This window comes from Leifsonia sp. NPDC056824 (assembly GCF_042789575.1).
Classification (GTDB): Bacteria; Actinomycetota; Actinomycetes; order Actinomycetales; family Microbacteriaceae; genus Leifsonia.
Map to the genome: position 1 here is coordinate 260,198 of NZ_JBHUAV010000003.1, position 11,958 is coordinate 272,155.

At 70.7% G+C, this 11,958-nt stretch carries 11 protein-coding genes; 6 read left to right on the forward strand and 5 right to left on the reverse strand.

What is annotated here, in order from left to right; all coding sequences use genetic code 11:
• Positions 1-32: 32 nt before the first annotated feature.
• A complete protein-coding gene (locus ACFRFH_RS14085; protein WP_382463626.1) occupies positions 33-2,078 on the forward strand; it encodes an acyltransferase family protein in 2,046 nt (681 codons plus the stop codon).
• 90 nt (positions 2,079-2,168) lie between these two features.
• Positions 2,169-3,392 (forward strand): acyltransferase family protein, encoded by a 1,224-nt coding sequence (locus tag ACFRFH_RS14090; protein ID WP_382463627.1) that lies wholly within the window; start codon positions 2,169-2,171, stop codon positions 3,390-3,392.
• Positions 3,393-3,593: 201 nt separating this feature from the next.
• Here the strand turns inward: ACFRFH_RS14090 and ACFRFH_RS14095 are convergent, their stop codons facing one another.
• The 3 genes from ACFRFH_RS14095 to rfbB are packed head-to-tail and all read right to left on the reverse strand — an operon-like array spanning position 3,594 to position 6,590.
• The gene (locus ACFRFH_RS14095) at positions 3,594-4,742 is read right to left on the reverse strand and encodes a glycosyltransferase family 4 protein (RefSeq protein ID WP_382463628.1); all 1,149 of its coding nucleotides are present in this window, start codon (positions 4,740-4,742) and stop codon (positions 3,594-3,596) included.
• On the reverse strand, positions 4,714-5,601 hold the full coding sequence (rfbD, locus tag ACFRFH_RS14100) for a dTDP-4-dehydrorhamnose reductase (protein ID WP_382463629.1): 888 nt from the start codon (positions 5,599-5,601) through the stop codon (positions 4,714-4,716). Before rfbD ends, ACFRFH_RS14095 begins: the two co-directional genes overlap by 29 nt.
• Entirely contained in the window at positions 5,601-6,590 is a 990-nt protein-coding gene (gene rfbB / locus ACFRFH_RS14105; protein ID WP_382463630.1) for a dTDP-glucose 4,6-dehydratase, read from the reverse strand. The genes rfbD and rfbB overlap by 1 nt, the downstream gene beginning before the upstream one ends.
• A 71-nt stretch (positions 6,591-6,661) precedes the next feature.
• On the opposite strand from rfbB, the gene ACFRFH_RS14110 reads away from it, so the two are divergent.
• Positions 6,662-7,267: a dTDP-4-dehydrorhamnose 3,5-epimerase family protein gene (locus ACFRFH_RS14110; protein WP_382463631.1), complete on the forward strand. Its 606-nt coding sequence runs from the start codon at positions 6,662-6,664 to the stop codon at positions 7,265-7,267.
• 16 nt (positions 7,268-7,283) lie between these two features.
• A complete protein-coding gene (gene rfbA, locus ACFRFH_RS14115) occupies positions 7,284-8,147 on the forward strand; it encodes a glucose-1-phosphate thymidylyltransferase RfbA (protein WP_382463632.1) in 864 nt (287 codons plus the stop codon).
• Between the two features lie 21 nt (positions 8,148-8,168).
• Here rfbA and ACFRFH_RS14120 read toward each other — a convergent pair whose 3' ends face one another.
• Both ACFRFH_RS14120 and ACFRFH_RS14125 read right to left on the reverse strand, forming a co-directional pair.
• Positions 8,169-9,035, reverse strand: coding sequence for a glycosyltransferase family 2 protein (locus ACFRFH_RS14120; RefSeq protein WP_382463633.1), 867 nt, complete (start codon positions 9,033-9,035; stop codon positions 8,169-8,171).
• A gap of 62 nt (positions 9,036-9,097) precedes the next feature.
• Positions 9,098-9,955, reverse strand: a complete 858-nt coding sequence (locus ACFRFH_RS14125) for a hypothetical protein (RefSeq protein WP_382463634.1) — start codon at positions 9,953-9,955, stop codon at positions 9,098-9,100.
• A 66-nt stretch (positions 9,956-10,021) separates the two neighbouring features.
• Here ACFRFH_RS14125 and ACFRFH_RS14130 point away from each other — a divergent pair, with 66 nt between their 5' ends.
• Both ACFRFH_RS14130 and ACFRFH_RS14135 read left to right on the forward strand, forming a co-directional pair.
• Positions 10,022-10,999, forward strand: coding sequence for a glycosyltransferase domain-containing protein (locus ACFRFH_RS14130; protein WP_382463635.1), 978 nt, complete (start codon positions 10,022-10,024; stop codon positions 10,997-10,999).
• A gap of 4 nt (positions 11,000-11,003) precedes the next feature.
• Positions 11,004-11,933, forward strand: coding sequence for an NAD-dependent epimerase/dehydratase family protein (locus ACFRFH_RS14135; protein ID WP_382463844.1), 930 nt, complete (start codon positions 11,004-11,006; stop codon positions 11,931-11,933).
• The last annotated feature ends 25 nt before the right edge of the window (positions 11,934-11,958 follow it).

Below are 11,958 nucleotides of genomic sequence, written 5' to 3' on the forward strand. Positions count from 1 at the left end.
CGGTTCACGATTCAGGAGCAGGAAGGGAGTCGATGAGCACCCCACCCCTGAGTCGTGCCCGACGCCTGCGCCCGGAGATCCAAGCGCTCCGCGCGATCGCCGTCGGCCTCGTCGTCCTCTTCCACTTCTTCCCGACCCGGCTGCCCGGCGGATTCGTCGGCGTCGACGTCTTCTTCGTCATCAGCGGGTTCCTCATCACCGGCAACCTGCTGCGGGAGGCCGGCCGGACCGGGCGCATCAGGTACGGCCGCTTCCTGCTCCGCCGGGCGAAGCGGCTGCTGCCCGCCTCCCTGCTGGTGACCGTCTCGGCCGCGGTCGCGATCGCCGTCTGGGTGCCGCGCCAGTTGTGGGACCAGTTCTACAGCGAGGTCGTCGCGGCCACGCTGTACACGCAGAACTGGCTGCTCGCGGCGAACTCGGTCGACTACCTGGCGGCGAACAACCAGGCCTCGCCCGTGCAGCACTTCTGGACGCTGTCGGTGGAGGAGCAGTTCTACCTGGTGATGCCGCTGCTGCTGATCCTCGCGATGGTGCTGCTGCGCGACCGCTGGCGCGTGGCGGCGGGCTGGTGCCTCGCCGCGATCTTCGTGGCGTCGCTGATCTACTCGGTCGTGCTGACGCAGACCGACCACTCCGTCGCCTACTTCTCCACCGGAACGCGGGCGTGGGAGTTCGCGGCGGGCAGCCTGCTGGCCTACCTGGGCTGGCGCGCTCCGGTCGGCGTGCGCACGGCCGTCTCCCTGCTCGGCATGGCGGTCATCGGCGGCTGCGGCTTCCTGATGAACGGGACGCTCCCGTTCCCCGGTGTCGTCGCCGCCATCCCCGTCGCCGGGACGGTGCTCGTGCTGTGGGCGGGGATGCCGTCGACGCTGCTCGGAGCGGTGTACCGCCTGAAGCCGATCCAGTGGCTCGGCGGCGTCTCCTACTCGCTGTACCTCTGGCACTGGCCGATCCTCGTGCTCTTCCCCTTCGTCGTCGGCCATAGGTCGACGCTGCCGCAGACGCTCGCGCTGATCGCGCTCTCCGTGCTGCTCGCTGCGCTGTCGAAGTACGTCGTGGAGGACCCGTTCCTCGGCATCAAGCACCGCTACCAGCACGCGATCACCCTCGGGACCGCCTGGGTCGGCGTCGTCGCGGTGCTCATCCTCGCGACCGGGTTCACCGCGACGGCACGGGCGCAGGCGCGCGCCGCCGAGGTCGCCGCCCAGGCCGCGGCCACCGCGCATGCCGAGTGCTTCGGCGCGATGGCGATGCGGCCGGACGCGCACTGCCCTCCCGGCGGGATGCCGCCCGTCGACCCGGTGTTCGCGAAGACCGACGCCCACGGGGTCGAGAGCGGCGACTGCACGGGAGGGGTCCAGCTCCAGAGCATCTCCGACGGGGAGGTGTGCCTCTACGGCGACCCGAAGGGCACCAGGTCGATCGCGGTCGTGGGCGACTCCCACGCCCGGCAGTGGGTGGCCCCGCTCGACGAGCTCGCGAAGGCGAAGCACATGAAGCTCGTCACCTACGTGCACCCCTCCTGCCCGATGGCCCTGTCGCCCATCTTCACGAAGGGCGCCGAGGAGGTGGACTGCACCGACTGGGTGAAGGGGTCCCTCCCGAGCATCGCGGCGCTGAAGCCCGCCGTGGTCGTCGACGCCGCGCTCGTCCCCGCCGGCTACTACACGGCCCAGCTCACGATGGACCCGCTCGACAAGCAGGTCGCGGCGCACCAGGCCGCCATCGACGGCTTCCTGAAGGACGGCGCGAAAGTCGCGGTGATCACGGACACGCCGTACGAGCCGCAGGACGTGCCCAACTGCGTGGCCGCCAACCCGGAGGCGCAGTCCGCCGCCTGCGCCGGTCCGCGCGCGACCGTGCTCACCGGACGGCCGCAGCCGCTGCTGGACGCCGCGAAGGCGACGCCGGGAGTGGCGGTGCTCGACCTGAGCGATCGACTCTGCACGCCCACGGAATGCCCCGTCGTCATCGGCGGCGTGATCGTCTACAAGGACCGCCACCACCTCACGAAGACGTACGCGGACTCGCTGCTGCCGTTCATCGAATCCCAGCTGGCCACCGCGCACATCGTCTGACCGGGCACCCAGCTGACCCCTGAACAGGTCACAGGAACCACCCAGCGCCCGCCGGTACCGTCGCCCGCCTATGACGGGTACAGGTGGAATGTGAACGAGAAGACGCTGACGAAGAACACCGCACGCCTGACCGCCCTCGACGGGCTCCGGGGGCTCGCGGCGGTCGTCGTCGTCCTCCACCACGCGCTCTACACCAACCCCGACTTCCCCGGCGCGCCGGGCGGCGGCCACGCCCCCGCCGGCTCGTTCATGTGGTGGATCAGCTACACGCCGCTCAAGCTGGCCTCCGCCGGTGTGGAGTCGGTGATCGTGTTCTTCGTGCTGTCCGGGCTGGTGGTGACGCTGCCCGTGGTCCGCCGGCGCGGCTTCGACTGGGTCGCCTACTTCCCGCGCCGCGTCGTGCGGCTCATGGTGCCGGTCGCGGCGTCGGTCGTGCTCGCCGCGGCGTGGGTCGCTGCCATCCCGCAGATCAGCACCCAGCCGAGCGGGACGTGGCTCAGCAACTCCTCGACGCCGAACTTCTCGTGGGAGTACATCGTGAAGGCGATGGACCTCCTCGGCGGCGACGGCCAGATCAACAACCCGCTGTGGTCGCTGCGCTGGGAGCTCGCGTTCTCGCTGCTGCTCCCGGTCTTCGCGATCGCGGCGCTCGCCGTACGTCGGTGGTGGATCGGCGGCCTGGCGCTGGCCTGCGCGCTGACCTGGCTGGGAGCGCATGCCGGGTCGGGGGAGCTGGAGTACTTCCCGGCGTTCTTCGTCGGCGCGATCATCGCGGTGCGCCTCGACCTCGTCCGCGCCACCGCCGCACGGATCAACGCGCGCTGGTTCCGTCACCCGCTGTGGGCCGGGCTCACGGTCGGGAGCGCGCTGCTGCTCATCGCGCCGTGGCTGATCGGCCCGGGCGTCGGCGGCATCCCCGAGCTCGACAACGTGCTGAAGGGGCTCCTCCCGCTGGCGGCGGCCGGCCTCGTGGTCGCCGCGATCGGCTGGACGCCGCTGCGCGTTGTGCTCGAGTCGCGTCCCCTGCAGTTCGTCGGCGCGATCTCGTTCAGCCTGTACCTGGTGCATGTGCCGATCATCCTGTTCAGCACGTACCTGTTCGCCGGCCAGGCCTGGTACGTGCCGCTGCTGTTCGCCCTCCCGCTGGCGGTGCTGGTCGCGGTCGGCTTCACCTGGCTGATCGAGAAGCGCAGCCACGGCTGGTCGAAGGCCGCCGGCGAGTGGGCCTCCGCCCGCTACCGCGCCTGGTTCGGCCCCGAGGAGGACACGCGCGACCCCGCCGACACCCCCGCCACCACCTCCACCCGCGCCTGACCCTCACGACATTCGTCACGAATCGCGCGTTTCGCGCCCCCTATCGCGACATTCCGCACGAATGTGCCAGAGGCACATTCGTCACGAATCGCGCGATTGGGGCGCGCTTTCGCGACATTCGTCACGAATCGCGCACGGCACATTCGGCACGAATCGCGCGATTGGGGCGCGGTATCGCGACATTCGGCACGAATGTGCGGGTCAGAGGTCGGCGTGCAGTTGCCAGACGCGCTCGGCGGAGTCGCGCCAGCTGAAGGCGCGGGCGCGGTCGGAGGCGAGGACGCCGATGCGGGCGCGCAGCTCGGCGTCGTCGAGCACACGGCCGATCGCGCCGGCGAGGCGCTCGCTGTAGCCGGCGTCGTCCTCGGCGGAGGCCGGACGCTCCACGACCAGGCTCGCGCCGGCGGCGACCTCCACCAGGGCGGGGTCGTCGGAGTGGATGACCGGGAGGCCGAACTTGAAGGCCTCCACGATCGGCAGGCCGAAGCCCTCGGCGAGGCTCGGGTAGACGAACAGCGTCGCCCGGTCGAGGACCACCGCGAGGTCGGCGTCGTCCAGCCGGCCGAGGGCGCGCACGCGGTCCTCCGGCAGGCCGGCGGCGGCGGCCACCCCGGTCGCCGTGCCGTCTCCGTAGCGGTCGGGGCCGGCGATGAGCAGTGGGATGTCGTGGGCCTCCGGCCGGGCGATGGCGCGGATGAGCGGCGCGATGCCCTTGCGGGGCATGATCGAGCCCAGCGTGAACGCGTAGACCGGCGGCAGGCCGAGCCGGGCGGCGCGCTCGTCGGCGTCGGCCGGGAGCCGCAGCGTCGTCGCGGGGGCGCCTCCGATGACCCGGATGCGGTCGCCGAAGTCGAGCGACTCGGCGAGGCTGTTCGCGACCGCGTGGGTGGGCACGACGATCGCGTCGGCGTGCTTGCGGGCGCGCTTGGCCATCGACTTCGTCCACATCACCGACGTGGTGCCGAGCGACTCGGGATGCGTCCAGGCGAGGGCGTCGTGGATCGTCACGGCGACCTGGTCGCCGTCGTTCAGGGTGTCGTGCTTGCGCAGCGGAGCCAGCAGGCTCGGCGCGTGCAGCATCCCGCGCACGCCGCCGACGGCGATGCCCGACTGCCAGGCGAGCGCGAGCTCGCGGCGGGCCAGCGGCAGCCGCACCAGGTCGGCGAGGCCGGGGAGGGCCGCGCGCAGCTCGGCGAGCTGCTCGTCGGGGACGTTGGACACGTACGCACGCACCTCGCAGCCCGCGGGTGCGGTGGCGATCAGCTGACGGGTCAGCTCCTCGGTGTACCGGCGGGTTCCGCCGGTCTCGGCCGAGGTGAGCTCATCGACCACCACGCTGAGTGTCGTCATTCGTCTCCAGGTCCAGGACTCCCTGCCGTGCGGCGTCTGCCAGGGCGGCCTCCCACGACCGCATCGGCGCCAGTCCGGCCTTCGCCCAGGCACCGTGCGCGAGCACGGAATAGGACGGTCGGGGTGCGGGACGGACGAACGTCGCGCTGTCGGTCGGTGTGACCCTATCAGGGTTCAATCCGGCCGCGCTGAAGACCGCCTTCGCGAACTCGAACCAGCTCGCCTCGCCCGAATTCGTGCCGTGGTAGACCCCGGCGGGGGCGTCGGACTCCAGGAGGGCGACGATCTGCTCGGCGAGGTCGCCGGTCCACGTCGGCTGGCCGAGCTGGTCGGCGACGACGCTCACGGTCTCGTGGCTGCCCGCGAGCTTCACCATCGTCCTGGCGAAGTTCGCGCCGCCCGCGCCGTAGAGCCACGCGGTGCGCACGACGTAGGCGCCGTGCGGGTGGGCGGCGAGCGCGAGCTCCTCGCCGGCCGCTTTCGTGCGGCCGTAGGCGTTGATCGGGTCGCGCGGGGTGTCCTCGGCGTACGGCTCGGTGGCGTGGCCGTCGAACACGTAGTCGGTGGACACGGTCACGTACTTGGCGCCGGCCTGCGCGGCGGCAACGGCCAGGTTCTCGGTGCCGAGCGCGTTGATCGCGTACGCCTCGTCCTCGTGCGTCTCGGCGTCGTCCACCTTGGTGTAGGCGGACGCGTTGACGACGGCGTCGTGGCCGGCGGCCGCGGCGACGGCCGCCGCACGGTCGGTCACGTCCAGCTCGGCGCGGCCGAGGGCCGTCACCTCGTGCCCGCGCGCGGCCAGCGCCTTCTGCAGGTCCTGTCCGAGCTGTCCGTTCGCTCCGGCGACGAGGACGCGCATCAGTTGTCCAGGGCGGCGCGGGCCTTGAGCGGCTCCCACCAGTCGCGGTTGTCGCGGTACCACTGCACGACGTCGGCGAGGCCCTGCTGGAACGGGACCAGCGGCTCGTAGCCGAGCTCCTTCTGGATCTTGGAGATGTCGACGGAGTAGCGCAGGTCGTGGCCCAGGCGGTCGGCGACGCGGTCGACGTACGACCAGTCCTTACCGGTGGCGTCGAGCAGCAGCTGGGTGAGCTCCTTGTTGGTGAGCTCGGTGCCGCCGCCGATGTTGTAGATCTCGCCGGCGCGGCCGTTCACGAGCACCATCGCGATGCCGCGGGTGTGGTCGTCGACGTGCAGCCAGTCGCGGATGTTGTTGCCCTCGCCGTACAGCGGGACGTGCTTGTCGTCGATCAGGTTGGTGACGAAGAGCGGGATGACCTTCTCGGGGAAGTGGTAGGGGCCGTAGTTGTTCGAGCAGCGCGTGATCGACAGGTTGAGCCCGTGCGTGCGGAAGTAGCTGCGGGCGAGGAGGTCGCTGCCGGCCTTCGACGCCGAGTACGGCGAGTTCGGCTCCAGCGGGCGGTCCTCGTCCCACGAGCCCTCCGCGATCGAGCCGTAGACCTCGTCGGTGGAGACGTGCACGAAGCGCTCGACCTTGTTGCGCAGCGCCGCGTCGAGCAACTGCTGCGTGCCGAGGACGTTGGTCTCCACGAAGATCGACGCGTCGCGCACCGAGCGGTCGACGTGCGACTCTGCGGCGAAGTGCACCACGGCGTCGATCGTCGGGAACAGCTCGTCGAGCAGGCCGCCGTCGCGGATGTCGCCCTTGACGAAGGTGTAGCGCGGGGAGTCCGCGACCGGGGCGAGGTTCGCCAGGTTGCCCGAATAGGTCAGCGCGTCGAGGACGACGACCTCGGCGCCCTCCAGGCCCGGATAGGCGTCCTGAAGCGTGCGGCGGACGAAGTTGGAGCCGATGAACCCGGCGCCACCGGTGACGAGAATCTTCATGCGGAGAGGCTGCTTTCTGTCGGTGAACCGGCGTCGAGTCTACCGTGAGGCCGCATTGATAGACTCCCGGGGTGCAGATCCGAGAACTTTCGATCCCCGACGCTTACGAGATCACCCCGGTGCAGCACGCGGACGACCGCGGCCTGTTCTTCGAGTTCTACCGGTTCGACCGGTTGGAGGAGGCGGTCGGCCACTCGCTCGACCTGAAGCAGGGCAACACGTCCGTGTCGCGCCGCGGCTCCGTCAGGGGCATCCACTTCGCCGACATCCCGCCGAGCCAGGCCAAGTACGTCATGGCGCCGCGCGGCGCCGTGCTCGACTTCGTCATCGACATCCGCGTCGGTTCGCCGACGTTCGGCCAGTGGGACTCCGTGCTGCTGGACGACACCGACCGCCGCGCCATCTACGTCGCGGAGGGCCTCGGCCACTGCTTCGTCGCGCTGACCGACGACGCGACCGTCAGCTACCTGGTGACCGACGTGTACAGCCCGGGACGCGAGCACGGGATCAACCCGCTCGACGGCGACATCGCCCTCGAGTTCCCCGTGCCGGCGGACGACCTCCTGCTCTCCGCCAAGGACACCGACGCCCCCGGCCTCCTGCAGGCGAAGGAGAGCGGCCTGCTGCCCACCTGGGACGCGGCCCGCGCCTTCTACGCCTCGCTGAACGACAAGTAAGGACGAACCCCACACCATGCGCGGAATCATCCTCGCCGGCGGCTCCGGCACCCGGCTCTGGCCCATCACCAAGGGCATCTCCAAGCAGCTCATGCCCATCTACGACAAGCCGATGGTCTACTACCCGCTGTCGACGCTGATGATGGCGGGGATCAACGAGATCCTCATCATCACCACGCCCGAGTACAACGAGCAGTTCCGCGCCCTCTTCGGCGACGGCTCGCAGCTCGGCATCCGGCTGGAGTACGCCGTGCAGCCGTCGCCGGACGGGCTCGCGCAGGCGTTCATCATCGGCGAGGACTTCATCGGCGACGAGTCGGTCGCGCTCGTCCTCGGCGACAACATCTTCCACGGCACCGGCCTCGGCTCGTCGCTGCGGCAGCACAACGACATCGACGGCGCGCTGATCTTCGCGTACCAGGTGAGCGACCCGACCGCCTACGGCGTCGTCGAGTTCGATGACAACTTCACCGCGGTCTCCATCGAGGAGAAGCCGGTCAAGCCCAAGAGCAAGTACGCCGTCCCCGGTCTGTACTTCTACGACAACTCCGTGGTCGGGATCGCCAAGACCATCGAGCCGAGCGCGCGCGGCGAGCTGGAGATCTCCACGGTCAACGAACGCTACCTGGAGTCGGGCAAGCTGCAGGTCCAGGTGCTCGACCGCGGCACCGCGTGGCTCGACACCGGCACGTTCGAGTCGATGATGCAGGCGTCGGAGTACGTGCGCGTGATCGAGGACAGGCAGGGCTTCAAGGTCGGCTGCGTCGAGGAGGTCGCCTGGCGGGCGGGCTGGATCGACGACCAGCGTCTGGCGGAGCTCGCCGCGCCGCTGGTGAAGAGCGGCTACGGCCAGTACCTCACCCGGCTGCTGGAGGGCTGACGCCCCTCGGCTCCGTGAGCCTCAGGCTCCCCGGCGGGTGAGATAGGTGGCGCGCAGGTCCAGGCCCAGCCGGAGGACCCAGCGCAGCGGCGCCAGCAGCGGGCCGGAGTACTTGCGGCTGAGATAGCGGTAGGCGCTGTCGTGGTGCGCGCGGATCATCTTGGCCGACTCCGTGGTGGTGGAGTGCGCGCCGGAGTGGACGACGCTGGTCGTCGGCAGGAAGAGCCGCTTCCAGCCCGCCTTCGCGAGCCGGTAGCCGAGGTCGACGTCCTCGAAGTACATGAAGTACCCCTCGTCGAACCCGCCGAGCTGGTCGAACGCCGTCCGGCGGACCAGCATGCACGACCCCGACAGCCAGTCGACGGTGCGCGGCTCCAGCGAGCCGTCCTTGTGCGACAGGTAGCGGCGGCTCCACGGGTTGCGCGGCCAGAGCGAGAAGAACACCGCGTGGCCGACTCCCGTCCGCAGCGACGGGAAGGAGCGCGCGGACGGGTACGGCGTACCGTCCACGTTGAGCACCCGGGGGCCGACGGCGCCGAGCTCCGGACGGTCCTCCATCGCCTGCACGAGCACCCGCACGGTGTCGGGGGAGAGCCGGACGTCCGGGTTGGACACCAGGATGTAGCGGACCTCGTCCGGCAGGGCCGCGGTGGCCGCGTTGACGGCGCCGCCGTAGCCGCGGTTCTCGCCCACCTCGACCACCGTCGCATCGTGCACGGCCGCGATGGCCCTGGTCGCCTCGAGGTCGGCCGACAGGTTGTCGGCGATGTATGTGTGCGGGGCGAGCTCGCCGCCGTCGACGGAGTCGAGGAAGCCGCCGAGCTCGCCGCTCGAGTTGTAGCTGACGGTCACGACGGCGGTCGCACGGGAGGGGACGGGTGAGGACATCGCCCTCCAGCATAGATCGACAGCCTGCGAGAACCGGTGCGCGGGCGCGCGGCGACCGCCGGCTACAGCACCGCCGCCGCGAGCTCCTCGCCGATGCGCTGCGGGGTGGTGCGTGCGCGGATGCCGGCCATCGTGGCCAGCGCCCGCCGCCAGCGCGGACCGCCGAAGTCGGACTCGGCCTCGGTGAGGGCGTCGAGGATCTGCTGCTCGGAGACCGGGGCGTCGATCAGGTAGGGGTAGTCGCCGCCGAGCCAGCGCACCGCCTCCTGCTGGTCGCGCTGGATGAGCACAGGCGCGCCGCAGTGGGCAGCGGTGAAGCCCTTGAGGAACGGCTTGTAGTGGTCGAGCTCGCGGTGCAGGCGCACGGCGTAGTGGAAGGAGTAGTCGCCGACGCGCTTGAGCCAGTCGGCGTCCTCGCGCGAGGTGTCGATCGGGACGACGTCGACGGTCTCCTCGATCGCCGGCGTGAGGACCGCGTTCACGCTCTCGCCGAAGTAGCCGGCGCGGAACGCGTCGCGCGGCGGCTGCGTCGTGTCGAGCCGCGGGTCGACGTGGTGGTTGACCAGGGCGACCCTGGTGCCGGGGTAGGCGCGGCCGTACTCCTCGAACGCGGTCAGCGAGCTCGCGACCAGCACGTCGGCGAACCGGGCGGTGGTGGCGGGCGGCAGCTCGTCGACCGGGTCGAACAGGAGGCGGTTGCCGCGGCGCACCAGCTCGTCGAGCTGAACAGGTGTCGCGAGCTTCAGCGCCCCTTTGGTGAGGAAGACCGTGGAGTTGCGCACCCGGGAGCCGAGGGCCCTGACGTGCACGCTGTGCCGGCTGAGCTGCTCGCGCGCGAGGCCGGCGAGCTGGAAGCCCCGCATCACCGTCGATCCCGCTCCTCGGAACGGTTCGGCGTACAGGAACACCAGGCGGGGCATGCCACAACCCTACAGGGGCCAGGTGATATCGTCTGGAGGGTTGCCTACCCGAAGGAGCCAGAACCGATGAGCGGACCCCGTGCTGTCTACACGGCTCTGCTGGGTGGATACGAGGAGCTGCTCGAGCAGCCGGTCGCGGCGCGGACGGACATCCCGTTCATCTGCTTCACCGACGACGCGGCACTGACGAGCGAGACCTGGCGGATCATCCATGTCGAGCCGATGTTCCCGCTCGACCTGGTCCGCAGCCAGCGCGAGTTCAAGATCCGCGGTCACGAGGACGTGGCCGGGTTCGCGGAGACGCTGTACATCGACAACTCGGTGCTGCTGAAGACGACCCCGGACGAGATCCTGGACGCCTGGCTGGCCGACGCCGACTACGCCGTGTCGCTGCACAGCTACCGGGACCGCGTGATCGACGAGTTCGACGAGGTCGTCGCGCTCAACTACGACGACGCCGCCCGGGTGCAGGAGCAGCTGCTGCACTACGCCGACCTCTACCCCGACCTCATCCAGCAGCACCCGTACTGGAACGGGATGATCGCCCGGCGCAACACCCCGGAGGTGCAGGCCGCGATGGAGCGCTGGTTCGACCACGTCCTCCGGTTCTCGCGCCGCGACCAGCTCTCGGCGAACGTCACGCTCAGCCTGTCCGGGCTCCGCGTCAACGGCGTGGAGCTGGAGAACTTCGACTCGGACCTGCACAGCTGGCCGGTCGAGGTGGGCCGCAAGATCCACCTGGGCAAGAACAACAAGCGCAACGCCGGGCCGCTGCTCGCCGAGGTCGCGCGGCTCAAGCGCGAGACGGCCGAGCTCTCCGCGCAGCTCGCCGCCCAGGCGGACGATCACCGTGCGTTGGAGGACACGCGCCGCGAGCTGCACGAGACGCGCGAGGCGGCCGCCCGCGACCAGGCCCGGATCGAGGCGGAGTGGCGCGGCCAGCTCCAGGGACTGCTCACCAGCACCTCGTGGAAGGCCTCGGCGCCGATCCGCTGGGTCGGCGACTCGGCCAAGCGCATGCGGGCGAGAGGAAGCCACGATTAGGGTTATCGTCACCGGCGGCGCCGGTTTCATCGGGAGCACACTGGTCGCCGCTCTGCTGAGGCGGGGCGACGAGGTCGTCGTCGTCGACGCGCTGACGCCGTACTACGACCCGGCGCTCAAGCGCGCGGCGCTCGAGTCCGTCGCCGGCCCCGGGCTGACCGTCGTGGAGGCCGACCTCAACACGCTCGATCTCGCGCCCGTCCTCGACGGCGCCGACGCGGTCGTCCACCTCGCCGGCCAGCCGGGCGTGCGCAAGTCGTGGGGCGACGACTTCGTCGCGTACACGCGCGCCAACGTCGACGCCACCCAGCGGGTGCTCGAGTCGATCGTGCGGACCTCGCCGGGCACGCGGTTCCTCTACGCGTCGTCGTCGTCCGTCTACGGCCAGGCCGAGACGTATCCGACCCACGAGGAGATGCTGCCGCGCCCGCTGTCGCCCTACGGCGTCACCAAGCTGGCGGGGGAGCACCTGACCGGCCTCTACGCCGAGAGCTTCGGCGTGCAGACGGCCGCCTTCCGCTTCTTCACCGTGTACGGCCCGCGGCAGCGGCCGGACATGGCCTTCACGCGCTTCCTCGGCGCGGCGCGCGACGGCTCGCCGATCACCGTCTACGGCACGGGCGAGCAGATCCGCGACTTCACGTTCGTCGGCGACATCGTCGAGGCCCTGATCGCCGGCCTGGACGCGACCTCGGCGCTGCCGCGGGTGATGAACCTGTCCGGCGGCAGCAGCGTCTCGGTCAACGAGGTGCTCGAGACCATCGCCGCCGTGACGGGCCGGCGCCTGGACGTGCAGCGCCTCGACCCGGTGCGCGGCGACGTCTTCCGCACCGGCGGGGACAGCACGCGGGCGCGCGAGGCCCTGGGCTGGGAGCCCGAGGTCACGCTGGAGGAGGGCCTCCGGCGGCAGTGGGAGTGGATCCGCTCGCTCTGAGCGTGCCGTCGCTGGCGTGCCGCCG

Coding starts and splice junctions, on each gene's coding strand:
- ACFRFH_RS14130 (WP_382463635.1), top strand. CDS start 10,022: ATGAGCGGACCCCGTGCTGTCTACACGGCTCTGCTGGGTGGATACGAG.
- ACFRFH_RS14125 (WP_382463634.1), bottom strand. CDS start 9,955: ATGCCCCGCCTGGTGTTCCTGTACGCCGAACCGTTCCGAGGAGCGGGA.
- rfbA (WP_382463632.1), top strand. CDS start 7,284: ATGCGCGGAATCATCCTCGCCGGCGGCTCCGGCACCCGGCTCTGGCCC.
- ACFRFH_RS14085 (WP_382463626.1), top strand. CDS start 33: ATGAGCACCCCACCCCTGAGTCGTGCCCGACGCCTGCGCCCGGAGATC.
- rfbB (WP_382463630.1), bottom strand. CDS start 6,590: ATGAAGATTCTCGTCACCGGTGGCGCCGGGTTCATCGGCTCCAACTTC.
- rfbD (WP_382463629.1), bottom strand. CDS start 5,601: ATGCGCGTCCTCGTCGCCGGAGCGAACGGACAGCTCGGACAGGACCTG.
- ACFRFH_RS14120 (WP_382463633.1), bottom strand. CDS start 9,035: ATGTCCTCACCCGTCCCCTCCCGTGCGACCGCCGTCGTGACCGTCAGC.
- ACFRFH_RS14095 (WP_382463628.1), bottom strand. CDS start 4,742: ATGACGACACTCAGCGTGGTGGTCGATGAGCTCACCTCGGCCGAGACC.